The sequence below is a fragment of the Streptomyces sp. NPDC029466 genome (assembly GCF_055574515.1).
Genome location: NZ_JBVHZH010000014.1, coordinates 8,191 through 25,900, shown reverse-complemented (window position 1 = coordinate 25,900; position 17,710 = coordinate 8,191). Strand labels below are relative to the sequence as shown.

The following is a 17,710-nucleotide window of genomic DNA, read 5'->3' as shown; positions in this document are numbered from 1 at the left end:
GAAAGGGGGGCCCGGAGGCGGCGGACGCGTCGGTGAAGGGGTGCCTGTCCCGGTTCATATGGTCTGGAGCTGCCGGGACCGCGCGGCCTGCCGGGACTGCTCGGCCTGCCGGGACTGCTCGGCCTGCCGGGCCAGTTCACGCAGCAGCGGGGCGAGATCGCTCAGTTCGGACAGAAGGTGGTCGACCCCGAGTTGTCGCAGCCGGTCCAGCGCACCGGGATCCTTGCGGCTGCCCACGGACAGATTGCCGCCAAGAATGACCGGGCAGGCCAGATCGCCCGCGGCGCGCGCGGCCGGGAGGTCACACAGGTCCTCGTAGGCATGGCCGTTGAGGCTGCCGATGACCACGGCGAGCACACCGGGGTTCTCCCGCACGGCCAGGGCGAACTCCGCGACGGGCGTACAGACGCCCAGATTGATCACGGTGTAGCCGTGGGCGCGCAACCCGTGTGCGATCAACTGGTTGGCCACCGCATGCGCGTCGCTCGCCGTCACGCCCAGCACGATCACCTCGTGCGCGGACTCCGGCGAGTCGGTGTGCGTGGGAACGCTCCGCATGAATCCTTCTTCCCCGTCGGCCGGCTCGGTGTGCGCTGTCCGTACCGGGCTCATGGGCCGGTTTCCCCCGCCCTCGCCTCGGCCAGTTCCCTGGTGGCCCGTACGTCCCTTTTGCCGTTGGCGTTGACCTCGATCCCGGGCACGACATGGACCCGCCTGGGCACCAGTTCCTTGGGCAGCAGGGAGGCGAGCTGGGCGCGGATCTCCCGCTCCGTGGGCGGCGTCTGCGCCGACCGGTCGTCGAAGACCACGAAGACCTCGACCGCGTCCAGGACACCACCGCGGATGACGTCGAAGGCGGCGTCGGCGATCAGCGGCAGCGAGAGCGCGTGGCGACGCAACTCGGCCGGTTCGAACCGGTGGCCGCTCACCTTCAACTGGCCGTCCTTCCGCCCGAGATGAAGCAGTACACCCTCGGGCAGCACCTCGACGATGTCGCCCGTGCGGTAGGCACGGCCGCCGAACGCGGGATCATCGAAGAAGCGGTCCCCGCCGCCGCCGAGGTAGCCGCGGGCGATACCGAATCCGCTGATGAGAAGCTCACCCTGGCCGCCCACCCGCACCGGTCCGCCGCGCTCGTCCACCACATAGGCCGCGGTGTTCCAGGCGGGGCTGCCGATGGGCACGGTGGGCAGACCGGGCATCTCCCGCACCGTGGAACGGAAGGCACAGCAGCCGATGGTGGTCTCGGTCGGCCCGTAGTGGTTGACCACTTCCACGCCGTCGAGCCGGTCGCCCATCTGCCGCAGCATGGCCGGCTCCAGCGGCTCACCGCCGATCATCAGCCGCTTGGCGACGGACCGGTACTCCGGCCGCAGCATGCGCTCGAACAGGCGGAAGTGGCTGGGCGTGGCCTTGATGAAGTCATACGGCCGGGCCCGGGGGGCGAACAGGCTCGGGTAGTCCCAGGAGTCCTCGATCAGGACGATCGTGCGGCCCTGCGCCAAGGGCACCCACAGGGTGGTGAGCGCGAGGTCGAAGCTCATGCTGGCGAACACCGGGCAGGCGGCACCGCCGGCGTTCGGCAGGACGTGGGTCGCGGCCCAGCCGATGTAGTTGACCAGCGACCGGTGCTCCACCACCACGCCCTTGGGCAGCCCCGTCGAGCCCGAGGTGAAGACCACGTAGGCCGGATCGTCGTGGCGCGGTCCGCCGGTGACGGGGGCCGGGCCGTCCGCCGGCAGATCCGGCAGGTCGGAGGTGTTCAGCGTGGGGAAGCCGGCGGCGCATTCGACGGAGCCGTCGCCGTCCCACAGCATGAAGCGCGGCCGTACCTGGTCGAGGATGAGCCGCACGCGCCCGAGGGGATTGGTGGGATCGATCGGCGCGTAGGTCGCGCGGACGGCCATGACCGCGATCATCGCGGCCACCGACTCCGCGGTGCGGTGGGCGATGATGCCGATGACCTCACCCGGCCGCACGTCCATGTCACGCAGCCCGGCGGCGATGGACATGCTGCGCCGCCACAGCTGACGGAACGTGGTCCGGGTGTCTCCGCATTCGAGCGCGACCGCGTCCGGCGCGGTATCGGCCCATCGGCGGATCAGCTCCACCACGGAGGACGCCGGCAACTCCCGGCGTTCCCCGACGAGGGTAGCGTTCGGGAACGCGCCTGCTCGATGGCCGGTCACGTCAACACCTCTCTTCCTCTTGTCGAGCGGTACCCGGTCCACGCGCCTCGCGCAGGAGGAGACGAGACCCGGGCAGCCACGATCTAGCGCCAGCCCCGGCCGGAGACACCGCGGAAGTCCCACCCGTCGAGCCGGCTCACGTCCGGGAGCCCGGCCGCGCGCGGAGGGGCACCGGTCTCGCGGATGAGGAGGCTGGGCAGCGGCCGGTCCTGCGTGGGCCGGCCGGTCGGCTCGATGAACTCGGCGCCCATCTCGGCCAGCACGCCAACGCCCGCGTCTGACAGATCCCGTGTCCACATGAGCACCCGGGTGCCGGGCAGGGACTCGTGGGCGATCTGGATGAGGTCGGCGCAGACCTCCGCGGTGCGGGCTTCACACTCGACGACGGTGGTCGGTGTCGGCCCCTGGTCGGTGTCCACGCCGGAGCGATGGGCTACGAGATAGCCCTCGGCGCTCCCTGCTTCCGACCGCGCCACGAGGTAGTAGTACGTCGCCAGCGGATTCGAGGCCCGCCAGTCGAAGTAGGCGTTGTCGCGCGCGACGCGGAGGCGACCGTCGGCGGGCACTTCGCGCACGACCTCGGCCATGGCGTCGAGGTCCGGGGTGCGGGCGGGCGAGATCAGCGAACCGGAGCGCACACCGCGGGTGACCGGCAACGCCTCCCATGGACCGTGGTGCCCGGCGCCGGCGGCCCGCGTCAGCACGGACTGTCCCCAGACACCGACCTGCCGCCAGCCACGGATCAGCATCGCCGGCACGGTGCCCTGGTCGCCGAAGTCGAGCAGCCACGGGACGCCGTCGCGGCGCAGCCGGGAGAGCACCTCCTCGACCATGTCATGGAAGAGCGGGCTGTTGCGGTACTCGCTCGCGAGGATCGTGTCCGTCAGACAGGGCAGCGTGAACCGGCGCCCGTCGCTTTCCCAGCACGAACCGAAGACCCCCACCATGCCGAGAAGTTCGGCGCCCTCGGCCGACGGTGAGCGGGCGATGACCGTGTACCGCTCGTCGAGATAGGGATTGGCGTGGTATTTCCACTCCAGGTAAGCGAGATTGCCGTCCGGCCCGCCGGCCCACAGCCCCTCCTGAAGGGCGCATATCTCCGCGTAATCGGCGGGTGTGCAGCCGGTGAGGGTGAGTTCCGCGCCCATCAGACCTCCGCTCGCTTCACACGGACGAACCGGGTGATGGACTCCACGGTGCGGAAATTGTCCTGGTGCACATCGGCACCGGTGATGTGTATCTCGAACCGTGTCTCCAGCCGGACGAACAGCTCAAGGAACATGACGGAGTTGAGGGCGCCACTGTCCTTGAGGTCGTAGTCGGCCGGAATGGATTCCCTCAACAGCAGGTCGCACAGCAGCGTGTGCACATAGTCGAGTACGTCACTCTCGGTCAGCGCAAGGCCGTCTTTCATGTCTCACCTGTCCTGGGTAGCTGCTCCACCGGCACGGGACGATCTGTGCGCCCGCCTCGCGGAATCGGCCGTTGCTGCGTCCGCCCTGGGGAAGGACCGCCACTGCGCGATGAACGTAACGCGGCCGGATCACCGCCCGGGTAACTACAACGCCACCCTTCCGGCAACCGGCCGGCCCGTTGAGCGGATACGTCCGAACGGCCCCCCACGTGAGGCCGATGCCCCGGCAATTACCGCCGGGTGGGCGCGACTGCGGGCCCGCGTGATTAGTGTCTGGCGGTCACCGCACGCCGGGCCGAGAGGAGACCTTGTGACATCACGTCCCACCATCGAGCGCACCACCGTCGGTGTCGCGCCCGCCCGCGCCGGGCACCCCGCCGCCGCGGTGGAGTCCTATGTGCTGGACACCGGCAGCGGGCCCGCGGTGACGGCGTGGAGCTACGGCGCCACCCTGGTTGACGTCCAGGTACCGGACCGGGAGGGCCGCTACGCCAATGTCTGCGTACGCCTGCCGGATCTCGACGCCTACCTGGACCGCGCCAGGAATCCGTACGTCGGGGCCACCCTCGGCCGCTACTGCCGCTGTGTGTCCGGCGCGGAGTTCACCCTCGACGGCGTGCGCCACACGCTGGACCGCAACGAGGGCGAGCACCATGTGCACGGCGGCTCCGAGGGGCTCGACCGCCGCGTATGGTCGGCCGAGGCGTCGAGAGACGGCGACGCGCTGGAGGTGCGGCTGTCCGCGCTCAGCCCGGACGGCGACCAGGGCTACCCGGGCGCACTGACGGCCTGCGCCACCTACCGGATCGAGCCGGACGGCACGCTGATCATCGAGTACACCGCGCGCACCACGGCGCCCACGGTCGTCGGGATGACCAACCACGCCTTCTGGAACCTCGCGGGTGAAGGCACCATCGACGGGCACCGGCTCCGGCTCGGGGCGACCGAGGCGGTGCGCTTCGACAAAGACCTCATCCCCCTTCCCGGTGCCCCCGAAGAAGTGCGCGGCACCGCCCGCGACTTCACCGCCGAGCGGTCGCTCGACGGGGTCCGTATCGACAACTGCTTCCTCGCCCCGGGCGGGGCGGTGCTCGCGGAGCTGTCGCATCCGGGCAGTGGCCGGGTGATGCGGCTCGGTACGGACCAGCCGGCGGTCGGCGTCTACACCGGGGACTGGTTCGCCCAGCGCCCGCGCAGCGGGATCTGCCTGGAGACCGGGGCCATGCCGGACGCACCGAACCGCCCGGACTACCCGTCCGCACGGCTCGACCCGGGCGAGGTCTACCGGCACCGCAGCACCTACCGGTTCGACTGCGACTGAGGCGACTCAGGTCAGCACGCGATAGAGGTGGACACGCCGCGGCCCGTCGGCCCCACCGGATGACGTGGTGCAGCGGCGGAAGCCCAGGAGCGTCATGCACTCCACGGTGGACTCGATGTCGGGGTTCGCTTCGGCTCTCAGCATGTCCGCGCCGCGCTCGCGCGCGAGCGCCATGGCCCGGCGCAGACACAGCGGCCCGGCGAGCGAGGCGGCGGCGACGAGGTCGGGCCGGACGGCAAGCCTGCTCAGGTACGCGGGGTCCGCGGCCGCCGGGAAGACTCCCGGCGGCTCCGCGAAGGCCGGTGTCCGGGTGAGGGTGAACATGGCGGCCGCCGCCCCTCCGACGCGCAACAGGTGCACCAGGCCGTCCTGCACCCGGGATGCGGTGGTGGCGGGATTGCGCTGCGGCACGGGCGAGTGGAACCGCTCCCCTTGATAACGGTCGCTCGCGCACAGCAGATCGTGCACCTCGCCGGCGTCCGCGGCGACTTCCCAGGTCACTGTGGTCATCACGAAGCCCCCTTTATCGCGGTGGTCAGGAATTCAGTGCCCGGCACAGATGTCTCCTTCAGGTACGCGGCATTTGCCATGGCGACCGTCGGGAGCGTAGATCAGCCCCCTTCCGCCGCACTTCATTCCCGCACCATGCCCGGACCACCGGCCGGGGCGCATCAGGTACGACGGGGAAACTCCCCGGCAATCCGCCGGTCCCGGCGGTGTTCCGTCGCTGATGAGGCGCTCGTGCCGATGCGCACCGCGCCGACGGCGGCCGCGTCCCGTATTACTCGCGAGTGGTTCGCCCATTACCGGAAGCGGTATTTGCTCACGAAGCCCGCTGCTACCTTTTCGCAGCGGGTGGAGGTATCCCCACCGCGAAGGTGCGAGGAATTGCGGTTGCCCATGGCGGAGTGGCTGCACGCTTTTTCCTGACGATTCGGTCCCCGCGCGGGCCGGCCCCCGTTCTGCTTTCCGAGGGAGACAGTCGCATGTGTGGTATCGCCGGATGGGTTGCCTTCGAGCGGGACCTGAACCGGGAACGGCCGACGCTGGAGGCGATGACCGAGACCATGTCCTGCCGTGGTCCGGACGCGGCCGGCACCTGGACCGAGCCCCGCGGTCGCGCCGCGCTCGGCCACCGGCGGCTGGCGGTCATCGACCTCGCCGGCAGTACCCAGCCGATGACACTGGAGCCCCCCGCCGGCCCGCTGGCCATGGTCTACAGCGGCGAGGTCTACAACTACCGTGAGCTGCGGGAGGAGTTGCGGCGCCGGGGGCATGTCTTCCGTTCCGCCGGGGACACCGAGGTGGTGCTGCGCGGCTACCTGGAGTGGGGTGAGGCGGTCGCCGAACGGCTCAACGGGATGTACGCCTTCGCTGTCTGGGACCCCCGCTCGGCGAAACTGGTCATGATCCGTGACCGGCTGGGCATCAAGCCGCTGTACTACACGCCCACGGCGGATGGCGTGCTCTTCGGCTCGGAGCCCAAGGCGATACTGGCGAACCCGCTGGCCACCAGGGCCGTCGACCTGGACGGACTGCGGGAGCTCTTCGGCTTCATCAAGACACCGGGGCATGCGATATGGGCGGGCATGCGCGAGGTCAGGCCCGGCACGGTGACCACGATCGATGTCACGGGCGTGCGGGAGCACGTCTATTGGACGCTGACCTCGCAAGAACACACCGACGACCGGGACGCGACCATTTCCCATGTGCGCGACCTGCTGGAGGACATCGTCTCCCGGCAGCTGGTCGCCGATGTCCCGCTGTGCCTGCTGCTCTCCGGCGGACTGGACTCCAGCGCGGTGACCGCGCTCTCCGCGCAACAACTGTCCCTCCAGGGCCAGAAGGCACACAGTTTCGCCGTCGACTTCGCCGGACAGACCGAGAACTTCCTACCGGACCCGGCACGCCCCACCCCGGACGCGCCCTATGTGCGGGATGTGGTCGCCCACGTGGGCACCGTGCACTCTGACATCGTGCTGGACACCGACGCGCTCGCCGACCCGGCCGTCCGCCGGGCGGTGATCACCGCCCGGGACGTCCCGGCCGGCACCGGTGACACCGACGTCTCGCTCTACCGGCTGTTCCACGCGGTCGCGAGGCACTCGGCAGTAGCACTGTCCGGCGAGAGCGCCGACGAGGTGTTCGGCGGGTACCACTGGCACCAGTCCCTGGCGGCGCAGCGGGCCGGCACCTTTCCGTGGATGTCGCCGGCGAACGGGGCGCCCCCGGGCAGCCAGGGCCGGGACGGCGGCGTACTGCGCCCGGAGCTGCTCCGGGCGCTGGACCTGTCCGCCTACACAGCGGACCGCTACGCCGACGCGGTGGCCGAGGTGGAACAGCTGCCCGGGGACGACGCCGAGGCCCGCACCCGCCGGGTGACCTCGCACCTCGGCATCACCCGGTTCATGCGCATGCTGCTGGACCGCAAGGACCGGATGAGCATGGCCGTCGGGCTGGAGGTCCGGGTGCCGTTCTGCGATCACCGGCTGGTGGAGTACGTGCACAACACCCCGTGGACGATGAAGAGCGTCGACGGCCGCGAGAAGAGCCTGTTGCGGGCGGCCGTCCGGGACCTGCTGCCCCCGTCGGTGGCCGACCGGGTCAAGAGCGCGTACCCGTCCATCCAGGACCCGCGCTATCCGGCCGCGTTGCGGCTTCAGGCGAAGGAACTGCTCGTCGACCCGGACCACCCGGTGTTCGGGCTGATCAGCAGGCCATGGCTGGAGAGGGCGGTGACCGGGGAAACGGGCCCGGCGGTGCGGAGCGGACTGGAGCGCAGCCTGAACCTCGCGACCTGGCTGGACGTCCACCGCCCTCGACTGCTGCTGTCCTGAATCGGTCAACGGCGCCACCCAAGAAGGGCATTCCCTTGATGTTGCCGAGACTGAGCCCGACCCGCAGGCTCGTCACCGCCAGCTTGCTGATGACCGCGGGCAGCGGCGCGTTCGCTACCTGCTCAGCGATCTACTTCACCCGGGTGGGCGGCCTCACTCTCACCGAGATGGGCCTGGGGCTGACGATCGCCTGCGCGATCGGCATGGTGGTCGGCGTGCCCCTGGGACACCTGGCCGACCGCCGGGGTCCGCAGCGCGTCGCCGTCCTGCTCGTGGCGCTCAACGGCGTCGCGGCGGCGGGCTACTTGCTGGTGCGCGGATTCCCGGTCTTCGTGCTGGTGGCGTGCCTGTTCACCGCGTCACAGCGCGGGTCCCGTGCCGCGCAGCAAGCGCTCATCGCGCGGCTGGTGGGCGGCGAAGAGGTGGTGCGGACGCAGGCGATGGTCCGGTCGGTGAACAACGCCGGCATCGGAGTCGGCGCCGCGGGAGCGAGCATCGCCTTGCAGAGCGGTACCACCACGGCGTTCTCGACCGTCATCATCGTGAACGCGCTGGGCTTCTTCGCCTCCGCGGCCATGCTCGCGACCCTGCCCCCGGTCCCGCCGGCCCCCGACTCGCCGCCGGACGAGCCCACCTGGGCGGTCTTCCGCGACGGTCCGTTCGCGGTCTTCACCGCACTCGGCGCCGTACTCGCCCTGCACACGGTGCTGCTGGAGATCGTGCTGCCCCTGTGGATCACCAGGTACACCCATGCCTCGACGGCGATGGTGACCGTACTGTTCGTGCTGAACACGGTCAGCGTCGTGCTGTTCCAGGTGCGTATCGGCACCCGGGTGACCACGATGCCCAGAGCCGTGCGGGCCTACCGGTGGTCAGGGATGGCACTGGGCGCCGCCTGCGGCCTGTTCGCCGTTTCCGCGGGTGGTTCGCCCCTCGTGTCGACCGTGTTGCTGCTGGTGGCCGGCGCCCTGCACGTATGCGGCGAACTGCTGGTGTCGGCGGCCTCGTGGCACATCACCTTCAGCCTTGCCCCGGCAGGGAAGCAAGGCCAGTACCAGGGCTTCGCGATGACCGGTTACGCGACCGCCATGACGTTCGCGCCCCTCTTGCTGACCTTCCTCCTGATCGAGTGGGGCCCGCCGGGCTGGCTCGTGCTGGGGGGAGCGTTCCTGCTGGCAGTCCTGCCCACGGGAGCAGTGGTGGCCTGGGCCGAACGGACCCGCCGCACCCAGCCCCTGCCGCACCAGGGCCGCTCACAGCTCCCCGCAACGGGCGTGACGCCCGACCGGCACTAGCCCCGTCGTCCGCATTCCGCATTCCGCAGATTCCAGGTGAACCACGAGGGATGGCCGTGCAATGACCTCTGCTGACCGCATACGCGCCCATCGGTATCTGGGAGTCGACCCCGGCTTCCCCCATTCGGCGTGGCGTACCCCGTTCGACGCACTGCACTGGTTCGCACGGCGTCAGGGCAGCGCACCACTGATCACCGCCGTGGCACACGACGGCACGGAGACCACCCTGGACTACCGCACCGCCGAGGTCGCGAGCCGCGCGCTCGCGGGATGGCTGTGTGCCGAGTGGGGCACCGCGCGCCCGGCCGTGCTCGCCCTCGCGCCCACGAACGACGTGCCCTCGGTCCTGGCGGTACTGGGCGTGCTGCGCGCCGGGTTCGGCCTGCTCATGCTCGGGCCGTTCGATCCGCCGGAACGCCGCGCCGAGCAGGTCAGGGCCGCCGGCGCGCTGGGCGTGCTCCAAGCACCCGGCACCGACGCGCGGCACGCGGACGCCACCACCCTGCCGCACTGGGAAGACCTGGCGGAGCCGGCGCTGCCGCTGCCGGCTGTCGACCCGGCCGCTGACGCGCTGTACTTCGCCACGTCCGGCTCCACCGCCGCGTCCAAGATCGTCGCTCAGTCACACCTCAACGCGGTGGCCAATGCCGAGGCGGTACGACGCCACCACGGTCTGGCCCCCGGTGACCGGGTGCTGGGATGCCTGCCCATCCACCACGTCAACGGAGCCCACTTCACCGTCCTGGGCACCATGATGGCCGGGGCGCACACGATTCTCGCCGAGTCGTTCTCGCCGATGAACTATCCGAAGACGCTGCGGCACTACCGTCCGCGTCTCGCGAGCGTGGTACCGGGCATCCTCGAAGCGCTCGCGGAAACGTGGCGCGGCCCTGCGGTACCGGCGGACTTCGACTACTTCGTCTCGGCAGCGGCCCCGCTGACCACCCGCACCGCCCGCGCGGTCGCCGACAGGCTCGGTGCCCGGGTGCTCCAGGGCTACGGCCTGTCCGAAACCACGAATTTCTCCACCACGATGCCGGCCGACCTGTCCGAGGAAACCTACCGGCGGCTCATGCTGGATCCGGACATCCCCTCGGTCGGAGTGGCTGTCTACGGCAACGAAGTGGCGGTACTCGATGAGGAGTGCCGTCCGGTGCGCCCCGGACAGACCGGTGAGGTGTGCATGCGGGGCTTCAACGTGATGTCCGGCTACACCGGCAACGCCGAGGCCACCGCGGAGGCCTTCCGCGACGGGTGGTTCCACTCCCAGGACCTGGGATACCGGGTGGAGGAGGACGGGCGCGACTACTTCGTCCTCACGGGCAGGCTGAAGAACATCGCCAAGGTGTCCGGGGAAACCGTCTCGCTGGAAGAGATGGACCGGGTCCTTCGCGCCGTTCCGGACATCCGGGACGCGGCCTGCGTCACGGTCCCGGACCGGTTCACCGGAGAGCGCATCATCGCGGCCGTGGTACTCGGCACCGCCACGGACACCGCGGGTGCCCGGGCCGCCTTGCGGGCGAGGTTCCCCCAGGCAGTACTTCCCTCGCGCGTGGTGCCGGTACCGGAGATACCGCGCACCGCCACCGGAAAGGTGCTGCGGCCCGAGCTGGCCGCGGCCCTGTCCGAGTCACCCGGCTCCCGTCCGGGCTGACCCCGGCAGTTCTGGTCCACCGCGGAGCCGGGCGGGGCCCGTTCCCCGGAGGTTCACAGATACATCCCCGCGTCCGCGCCCGAGTCCTGGGGCGGGACCGAGGCGGGGCGGGTGCCGCGGCGCAGGGCGTAGAGCTCGGCGAGGGTGGCGCCCTCGCGGCCGATGCCCTGGTCCGTGCCGAGCCAGTGGGCGGCTTCGGGGCGGCTCAGCGGGCCGACCTCGATACGGGCCAGACAGCGGCCGGGGCGGACCACGGCCGGGTGCATGCGTTCCAGGTCCTCGTTGGTGGTCACCCCGACCAGGACGTTCCGGCCCTGGCCCAGCAGACCGTCGGTCAGGTTGAGCAGCCGCGACAGGGCCTGGCCCGCGGCGTGCTTGGCCTCGCCGCGGATCAGCTCGTCGCAGTCCTCCAGGAGCAGCAGCCGCCAGCGGCCCTTGCCGGTGCTGTCGTCCTCGCCGATCGCGATGTCCATCAGATAGCCGACATCGTTGAACAGCCGCTCCGGGTCCAGCACGCAGTCCACCTGGCACCAGTCCCGCCAGGAGCGGGCCAGGGTGCGCAGCGCGGAGGTCTTGCCCGTACCGGGCGGGCCGTGCAGCAACAGCAGCCGGCCGGAGATCTCCTCGGGCGCCACCTTCATCAGCCGGTCCATGGCGTCGGCCACCGGCGCCGTGTAGTTGGGGCGGATCTCCTCCCAGGTGCCCGCCGAGATCTGCCGGGACGTACGGTGCGGCCCGCGGCGCGGGGAGAAGTACCAGAAGCCCATCGGGACGTTCTCCGGCTGTGGCTCCGGTTCGTCCTCCGCCCCGTCAGCGGCCTGGCCCAGCACCTTCTCGGCGAGCTCGTCGGTGACGGCGGTGACCGTCACATCGGCGCCGCGGTTCCAGCGGGAGACCAGCAGGGTGAAACCGTCGCCCTCGGCGAGGAGGGCGCTGCGGTCCTCGTCCTTCGCCGAGCGCAGCACCCGGGCGCCCGGGGGCAGCAGGGTCAGGCCCGGGCGGACCCGGTCCATGGACCGGCTGCGGGCGTACGGCTGCTCTCCTCTGGCGAACCGGCCCAGGAAGAGCGCGTCGACGACATCGGCGGGCGAATCGCTGTCGTCCATGGTCAGCCGGAGCGGAAGGGACTCCTCGGCGGCGGACGGCTGGACGTGATCGGCACACATGCGGCCATGATCCGTCACGGCGGGCCACCACGTACACGGATTATCCCGGCGTTTCCCCGGAGCCGGGTGCGGCGGCGGAGGGCCGGGGCCGGGAGGCGACCGGGCCCGGGGCCGGGGGCGACGGGCCGCCCACAGACGGCGCAATGACGGTCCGTCGGGCGGGCCGTCCGGAGACTGGGAGGACGTACCGCGAGGTGAGGTGACCGCGGGAAGGAGTCGCGCCCGTGGAGCCGCCGAGCGGAACCCCGCTGACGGTGGTCATGGTCTGTCTGACCGTGGCCACCGGGATGCTCGACGCCGTCAGCTTTCTGGCGCTCGGTCAGGTCTTCACCGCCACCCAGACCGGCAATCTGCTCTTCCTCGGCTTCGGGATCGCCGGGCAGGGTGGGCTCCCGGTCGTGGCGACGGCGGTTTCGCTCGGGGCCTTCGCGCTGGGCGCGGTCCTCGGGGCGCGGTTGGAGTCCATGCTGGCCGCACGGGCCTCCCAGTGGTTCCCGGTGGCGCTGGCCGTGGAGGCGGCGCTGCTGATCGCGGCCGCGGCGGCGGCCTGGGAGTCGGGGGCGGTCCCGGGGCTGCCGCAGGGCCGGCGCGATGTCGTCATCGGTCTGATGGCGGTGGCGATGGGCATGCGCAATGTCACCGCCATGCGGGCCGCGCCGCCCGATCTCACCACGACCGTGGAGACCCGGGCGATGACGGCGCTGGTCAGCGCGTCGCCGCTGGGGCGGGACGCGCGGCTGGGGTACGGCAGGCACAGCGCGGGCCGCCGGCTGCTCTCGGTCGTCTCGATGTTCGCCGGCGGCTTCCTCGGGGCCGGGCTGCTCGGTCTGGGAACCCGTCCGACTCTGGTGCTCCTGCTGGTGGGCGTCTTCGTCGCGGCCACCGCCTTTCTCGTGCCCGCCCTCGCCCGCCGTCGCCGCAACAGCGAGGAGTGACGCGCAGGGTGCCGCCGAAAGGCCGTCAAGAGGCGGCGCGGGCAGGCAGTCCGGGCCGGACGCACACCTCGGGGCCTCTCCCGGGGCTCATCGTCACGCCGTGCCGAAGCGACGACATGGCGGTGAATCCACCGCCACATCGGGAGATTTGCCGTGAACCGCGAACAACTTTTGGCATGGACACTTCCGACTACCCGCGAGTCTTGCTACGACAGACAGGGCAGAGCTCCTGCTAAGGGAGGTTCCATGAAACTGTCCCGATTCGCGGCCTTGACGTCCGCCTTCTTCGTCACCACGGCGCTCGCGCTCACCGGCGCGAGCGCCGCCGCGTCCGCCCAACTCCCCACCGCCACGGGCTATGTCGCCCTCGGCGACTCCTACTCCTCCGGCGTCGGAGCCGGCAGCTACGACAGTGCCAGCGGCTCCTGCAAGCGCAGCACCAAGTCCTACCCGGTCCTCTGGGCCGCCGCGCACTCCCCCTCCTCCTTCCGTTTCACCGCCTGTTCGGGCGCCCGAACGGGTGATGTTCTCAGCGGACAACTCGCACCGCTCAGCAGCTCCACCGGCCTGGTGAGCATCTCCATCGGCGGCAACGACGCCGGCTTCGCCGACACCATGACGACCTGTGCGCTCCAGGGCGAGAGCGCCTGCCTGGCCCGCATCGCCCAGGCCAGGACCTACATCGACACCACCCTGCCCGGCCGGCTCGACCAGGTGTACGACGCCATCTCCCAGAAGGCCCCGGCCGCGCATGTGGTGGTCCTGGGCTACCCGCGCTTCTACAAGCTCCAGGGAACCTGTATCGCCGGTCTCTCCGAGAAGTCCCGCGCCGCGATCAACGCCGCCGCCGACCACATCAACGGCGTCACCGCCAAGCGGGCCGCCGACCACGGCTTCACCTTCGCCGATGTCAACGCCACCTTTTCCGGTCATGAGCTGTGCTCCGGCAGCGCCTGGCTGCACAGCGTGACCTTCCCCGTCCTGGAGTCCTACCACCCCACCGCCGCCGGCCAGTCCGGCGGCTATCTGCCGGTGTTCGCCTCCGCTGCGTGACGATCCGTAAGACGGGCGCCGGGGAGAGGCCGTGATTCCGGTCTCTCCTTGTGCGTTCCGGCGGTCCGTCAGGCCCCCCGTACCGCCCGCGCCGAAGTCCGACGGTTGCTCAACTCGCCCTGAGCCAAGCCTTGTACGTGACATTCCGTATGGTGTTCGTCAACGTCAGAGCGAGGCAGGTGAATCCGGTGACCGGTCTGCACGCGTGTCCTCCAAGAGAGATAGGGTTACCCTGCCCGGGCCGGGGTGCCCTCAAAGGGTGGGGAGAGTCATGGAACAGATAACAGTGCGTAGCAGGGCGCGAGTCCCTGCCATCAAATGCGGGAGCGGCGCCACCAGTGCGCGTCTCGACCGCCATCTCGCGGTGCTGGGTGGTCCTGCCATCCCGCAGCGCGAGGTGGAGGGCGCGACATCGCTGATGCAGGAGCTCACCGCGCGCGATCACTCGCGTACGAGGAACGGCCGCGGCGCGAGGGTGTCGCTGTTCGCACCGCTGCGCAGGCTGCGGCGCTCGCTGTTCGGCGGGCACGGCTGACCCGTTTCTGAAGCGGCATCTCGGGCGATCACACCGTCCCGGCGCGGCACCGCGGTCCGATCGCTCATCAGGCCGGCGGCGCCAGCAATACGTCGGTGTGTTCGCCGGGGTGGGATCCCTCGCCCCGGAGGTGCCGTGAGCCGCTCACTTCTTCGCCCGGCCCCGTCCCCGCCCGGCCGGTCGCGGCACTCCCCACCACCCGTCGCTCATAGCGCGACGGGTGGTTTGCTGTGTGCGGCCCCGCCGGGCCGCGACCCGCGTCCGGCGCTCACAGCAGCGCGAACTGCCCCTCCGGGCCCTCCTCGTGGTGATCGAGCACGGAGGCCGGGCGGTGCACGGAGACCGGCGCCGGGAGGATCCCGGCCGCCCGCAGTTCCCCCGCCGTCAGCTGTGCGCCCTCCGCCGTGCACCGCCTCAACTCCGCGCACTCCGGGGCGAGTTCGGACAGCAGGGCAAGTACGGTGATCAGCTCCAGCAGCTCCGAGGTCCACTCCTGGCGCCAGCCGTCGGGGCGCAGCGCGGCCAGCGAGCCGGGCTCGGGCACTTCCGTGCCCGTGCCGGTGCGCTCGGCGTACCACGCCTCCAGGACCCGGACGCCGCCCGCGTGGAAGTCCCAGGCGCCCGGCGGCACCGGCGAGATCCGGCCGCTGCCGAGGAGCAGCGCCTCCTCCTCCGGGTCGTAGCCGAGGGCCTCGGGCAGTCCGCGGGCGGGCAGCGCGGAGCGCACGTACGGGCGCCGGCCGCCCGGCATCCGGGGCCGCTCGCCCGCCTGCCCGCCGTCGGCCCCGTGCCCATGGGCGCCCCGGGTGCCGAGCCACAGCAGCCGGGCGCCGAGTGCGACGCCGCGGTCCCAGAGCTCCGGGTCGGTGGTGAGCGGGACCGTGCAGCCGTCGGGGGAGTGGTGGGCGCTCGCGGCGAGCCAGGCGAGCAGGTCCGTCGGGCCCGCCGGGCGGTCCAGGCGCCGGCCGAGGAGGGCGAGCAGGCCCGGGGCGATGTTGGGCTCCTGCCCGCCGGGCCGCCGGTAAAGGGGGTGGATCCGTCCGGGGCGGCCGGCCGGGGACCGTCCGTCCGGCAGCAGCGCCGAGCACAGCACGGCCGGGCCGGGCAGCTGCGGCACCTGCGGCCACTCGACCGCGAACAGCTGCCGGGCGTCCGCGACCCGCCACAGCTCCGGGCGTGCCCCGTCGAGCAGCCGGTGGTCGGGCAGCAGCCACTGCTGGTCGAACGGGCCGTGCAGGATCCGCACCGGTTCGGGGCACGGTCCGCTCGCCCGGTTCAGCCGACCGGTCGGGGTGGCCTGGCCCGGCAGCTGGCCGACGGCGGAGTGCAGGGTCCGGGCCCGGGACGGCCGGAACAGCCGCTCGCGTTCCGCCACGTCCTCGGCGGCCACCAGCGCCGCCCAACGGGCCCGCAGGGTGGCCGGATCCGGCGCCCGCACCCAGGAACGGCCGAGCCGCAGCGGCGCCACGGACCACGGCATGAGATCGGACAGCCGTGGCGCGTCCTGCTTCGCCGTCACGCGGAGCCCCTCCCGGACCGTTCGGTTGACCCCGGCATGGTATCCAGCGCCCCTGCGGCCGCACCGAATCCGCAGGCCATACCACTCTTCCGGGACGGAGGCAGGCGGTCTTCCGCTTGCTGATCTTGACGGAGTACGGTCCTCGCCGTACGCCCGACCACGCGGTGCGGACCCGGCTCCGTCCCGCGCGCGCCGGGACCTGCTCAGGGGAGGACCGTCATGACGGACACCACCTCCTCCACGCCTGAACGGCGCGGGGGGACCCCCATCGGTGCCCGGGCCGCGGCCCGGCTGGACCGGCTGCCGCCGTCCCGGTGGCACCGCCGCCTCACCCTCATCGTCGGCATCGGCGCCTTCTTCGACCTCTACGAGATCTTCCTCGGCGGGGTGCTGGCCGCGGTCCTCGCCGACCAGTGGCACCTCGGGCCCACCGCGAAGTCCTGGGTGATCGCCGCCGGTTTCCTCGGGATGTTCGTCGGCGCGAATGTGCTGTCGGTGCTCGCCGACCGCTTCGGTCGGCGCCGGATGTTCCTGATCAACCTCGCCGGGTACGCCCTTTTCTCGCTGCTGTGCGCGGCCGCCCCGGACCTGTCCTGGCTGCTGGTGCTGCGCTTTCTGGCCGGTCTCGGGCTCGGCGGCGAACTCGTGCTGGTGGACACCTATCTCGCGGAGTTCCTGCCCCGGGCGGTACGTGGCCGCTATATCGCCTGGGCGTACACCCTCGGCTTTGTCGGGGTTCCGGTCGCCGCGCTGCTCGGTGCCCGGCTGGTGGCCGCGCACCGGCTGTTCGGCATCGAGGGCTGGCGCTGGCTGCTGGTCGCCGGTGCGCTGGGGGCCGTGTTCCTCCAGCTGATGCGGCGCCGGCTCCCGGAGTCGCCGCGGTGGCTGACGGTGCAGGGGCGCGACGCGGAGGCAGAACGGATCGTGGCCGGGCTGGAGGAGCGGGTGGCCCGGGAAACCGGCGGCAGCCTGCCGTCCGTAGCGGAGGCGGAGACCGTGCCGGAGCGGAAGGTGCCGCTGGCGGAGATGTTCCGGGGCGACCAGCGGCGGCGCACCGTCATGTGGTGGATCTTCCAGGTACTTCAGACCGTCGGCTACTACGGCTTCGGGTCACTGGCACCGGTGGTGCTCACCGCGAAGGGCCACACCGTCACCGAGTCGCTGCTGTACGCGGCGCTGAGCTTCTGCGGCTACCCGCTCGGCTCCGCGCTGTCCCTCCCGCTCATCGACCGGATCGAGCGCCGGACGCTGATCATCGCCTCCGCGCTCGGTATCGCCGCCTGCGGTCTGGCCTTCGGCTTCGCCACCGCCACCTGGGCCATCCTCACCTTCGGCTTCCTGCTGACGGTGTGCAGCAATGTCTTCTCCAACGCCTTCCACGTCTACCAGACCGAACTCTTCCCGACCGGTCTGCGCAGCAGCGCGATCGGTATCGCCTACTCACTGTCCCGGCTCACCTCGGTCGTCCTGCCGTTCGTCGCCCTGAGCGCGCTAGTTGCCTTCGGCTCGGCGGCGGTCTTCATGGGCTCGGCAGCGATGATGCTGCTGCTGTGCGTGGATGTGGCCTTGCTGGGGCCACGCAGTACCGGGCGTAGCCTTGAGCGCATTTAATGCCTTCCCACGTTTTTGGCTTTCCCGCCGTTCCGCTGCGCTTTGCCTCGGCCCCACGTTCTTGGCTGTCCCGCCGTTGCGCCTGCGGCGGGCGGGTCCGCTGCGCGGGGCTGTCGGGGTGCGGTGACGGGCCTGCGCGGGTGGGGTGTGCCGGACTGCTTCGCTTTACGTCCGGCACACC

The 17,710-nt window shown here is 71.3% G+C and carries 15 protein-coding genes; 8 read left to right on the top strand and 7 right to left on the bottom strand.

Annotated elements, in window-relative coordinates; genetic code table 11:
• Positions 1-54: 54 nt before the first annotated feature.
• The 4 genes from ACZ4XD_RS13585 to ACZ4XD_RS13570 form a co-directional block, all read right to left on the bottom strand.
• On the bottom strand, positions 55-558 hold the full coding sequence (locus ACZ4XD_RS13585) for a cobalamin-dependent protein (RefSeq protein WP_468041544.1): 504 nt from the start codon (positions 556-558) through the stop codon (positions 55-57).
• Between the two features lie 50 nt (positions 559-608).
• Entirely contained in the window at positions 609-2,189 is a 1,581-nt protein-coding gene (locus tag ACZ4XD_RS13580) for an amino acid adenylation domain-containing protein (RefSeq protein ID WP_468041541.1), read from the bottom strand.
• 83 nt (positions 2,190-2,272) lie between these two features.
• Entirely contained in the window at positions 2,273-3,337 is a 1,065-nt protein-coding gene (locus ACZ4XD_RS13575) for a hypothetical protein (RefSeq protein ID WP_468041539.1), read from the bottom strand.
• On the bottom strand, positions 3,337-3,603 hold the full coding sequence (locus tag ACZ4XD_RS13570; RefSeq protein WP_468041536.1) for an acyl carrier protein: 267 nt from the start codon (positions 3,601-3,603) through the stop codon (positions 3,337-3,339). Before ACZ4XD_RS13570 ends, ACZ4XD_RS13575 begins: the two co-directional genes overlap by 1 nt.
• A gap of 310 nt (positions 3,604-3,913) precedes the next feature.
• On the opposite strand from ACZ4XD_RS13570, the gene ACZ4XD_RS13565 reads away from it, so the two are divergent.
• Positions 3,914-4,924, top strand: a complete 1,011-nt coding sequence (locus tag ACZ4XD_RS13565) for an aldose epimerase family protein (protein WP_468041533.1) — start codon at positions 3,914-3,916, stop codon at positions 4,922-4,924.
• Between the two features lie 6 nt (positions 4,925-4,930).
• Here ACZ4XD_RS13565 and ACZ4XD_RS13560 read toward each other — a convergent pair whose 3' ends face one another.
• Complete coding sequence (locus tag ACZ4XD_RS13560) at positions 4,931-5,434, bottom strand: hypothetical protein (protein WP_468041531.1); 504 nt, start codon at positions 5,432-5,434, stop codon at positions 4,931-4,933.
• A 476-nt stretch (positions 5,435-5,910) separates the two neighbouring features.
• Between ACZ4XD_RS13560 and asnB the strand changes: the two genes are divergently transcribed.
• The 3 genes from asnB (at position 5,911) to ACZ4XD_RS13545 (ending at position 10,710) form a co-directional block, all read left to right on the top strand.
• Positions 5,911-7,761 (top strand): asparagine synthase (glutamine-hydrolyzing), encoded by a 1,851-nt coding sequence (gene asnB, locus ACZ4XD_RS13555; protein WP_468041529.1) that lies wholly within the window; start codon positions 5,911-5,913, stop codon positions 7,759-7,761.
• Positions 7,762-7,799: 38 nt separating this feature from the next.
• Positions 7,800-9,056, top strand: a complete 1,257-nt coding sequence (locus tag ACZ4XD_RS13550; RefSeq protein WP_468041527.1) for an MFS transporter — start codon at positions 7,800-7,802, stop codon at positions 9,054-9,056.
• Positions 9,057-9,117: 61 nt separating this feature from the next.
• Positions 9,118-10,710 carry a class I adenylate-forming enzyme family protein gene (locus ACZ4XD_RS13545; RefSeq protein ID WP_468041524.1) on the top strand — a complete coding sequence of 531 codons (1,593 nt, stop codon included), beginning with the start codon at positions 9,118-9,120 and terminating at the stop codon, positions 10,708-10,710.
• A gap of 53 nt (positions 10,711-10,763) precedes the next feature.
• On the opposite strand, the gene ACZ4XD_RS13540 is transcribed toward ACZ4XD_RS13545, so the two are convergent.
• Positions 10,764-11,876 carry a DUF5925 domain-containing protein gene (locus ACZ4XD_RS13540; RefSeq protein WP_468041522.1) on the bottom strand — a complete coding sequence of 371 codons (1,113 nt, stop codon included), beginning with the start codon at positions 11,874-11,876 and terminating at the stop codon, positions 10,764-10,766.
• 224 nt (positions 11,877-12,100) lie between these two features.
• On the opposite strand from ACZ4XD_RS13540, the gene ACZ4XD_RS13535 reads away from it, so the two are divergent.
• The 3 genes from ACZ4XD_RS13535 (at position 12,101) to ACZ4XD_RS13525 (ending at position 14,399) form a co-directional block, all read left to right on the top strand.
• Positions 12,101-12,811, top strand: coding sequence for a YoaK family protein (locus tag ACZ4XD_RS13535; protein WP_468041520.1), 711 nt, complete (start codon positions 12,101-12,103; stop codon positions 12,809-12,811).
• A gap of 246 nt (positions 12,812-13,057) precedes the next feature.
• Entirely contained in the window at positions 13,058-13,864 is an 807-nt protein-coding gene (locus tag ACZ4XD_RS13530; RefSeq protein WP_468041518.1) for an SGNH/GDSL hydrolase family protein, read from the top strand.
• A gap of 271 nt (positions 13,865-14,135) precedes the next feature.
• On the top strand, positions 14,136-14,399 hold the full coding sequence (locus ACZ4XD_RS13525) for a hypothetical protein (protein WP_042157340.1): 264 nt from the start codon (positions 14,136-14,138) through the stop codon (positions 14,397-14,399).
• Positions 14,400-14,667: 268 nt separating this feature from the next.
• Here ACZ4XD_RS13525 and ACZ4XD_RS13520 read toward each other — a convergent pair whose 3' ends face one another.
• Positions 14,668-15,918, bottom strand: coding sequence for a type ISP restriction/modification enzyme (locus tag ACZ4XD_RS13520; protein ID WP_468041515.1), 1,251 nt, complete (start codon positions 15,916-15,918; stop codon positions 14,668-14,670).
• A gap of 219 nt (positions 15,919-16,137) precedes the next feature.
• Here ACZ4XD_RS13520 and ACZ4XD_RS13515 point away from each other — a divergent pair, with 219 nt between their 5' ends.
• On the top strand, positions 16,138-17,529 hold the full coding sequence (locus ACZ4XD_RS13515) for an MFS transporter (protein WP_468041513.1): 1,392 nt from the start codon (positions 16,138-16,140) through the stop codon (positions 17,527-17,529).
• Positions 17,530-17,710: the final 181 nt, after the last annotated feature.

Excerpts from the sequence above, each read along its gene's own strand:
- ACZ4XD_RS13585 (WP_468041544.1), bottom strand. The coding sequence starts at position 558 with ATGCGGAGCGTTCCCACGCACACCGACTCGCCGGAGTCCGCGCACGAG.
- ACZ4XD_RS13575 (WP_468041539.1), bottom strand. The coding sequence starts at position 3,337 with ATGGGCGCGGAACTCACCCTCACCGGCTGCACACCCGCCGATTACGCG.
- ACZ4XD_RS13570 (WP_468041536.1), bottom strand. The coding sequence starts at position 3,603 with ATGAAAGACGGCCTTGCGCTGACCGAGAGTGACGTACTCGACTATGTG.
- ACZ4XD_RS13560 (WP_468041531.1), bottom strand. The coding sequence starts at position 5,434 with ATGACCACAGTGACCTGGGAAGTCGCCGCGGACGCCGGCGAGGTGCAC.
- asnB (WP_468041529.1), top strand. The coding sequence starts at position 5,911 with ATGTGTGGTATCGCCGGATGGGTTGCCTTCGAGCGGGACCTGAACCGG.
- ACZ4XD_RS13550 (WP_468041527.1), top strand. The coding sequence starts at position 7,800 with ATGTTGCCGAGACTGAGCCCGACCCGCAGGCTCGTCACCGCCAGCTTG.
- ACZ4XD_RS13545 (WP_468041524.1), top strand. The coding sequence starts at position 9,118 with ATGACCTCTGCTGACCGCATACGCGCCCATCGGTATCTGGGAGTCGAC.
- ACZ4XD_RS13540 (WP_468041522.1), bottom strand. The coding sequence starts at position 11,876 with ATGTGTGCCGATCACGTCCAGCCGTCCGCCGCCGAGGAGTCCCTTCCG.
- ACZ4XD_RS13530 (WP_468041518.1), top strand. The coding sequence starts at position 13,058 with ATGAAACTGTCCCGATTCGCGGCCTTGACGTCCGCCTTCTTCGTCACC.
- ACZ4XD_RS13525 (WP_042157340.1), top strand. The coding sequence starts at position 14,136 with ATGGAACAGATAACAGTGCGTAGCAGGGCGCGAGTCCCTGCCATCAAA.
- ACZ4XD_RS13515 (WP_468041513.1), top strand. The coding sequence starts at position 16,138 with ATGACGGACACCACCTCCTCCACGCCTGAACGGCGCGGGGGGACCCCC.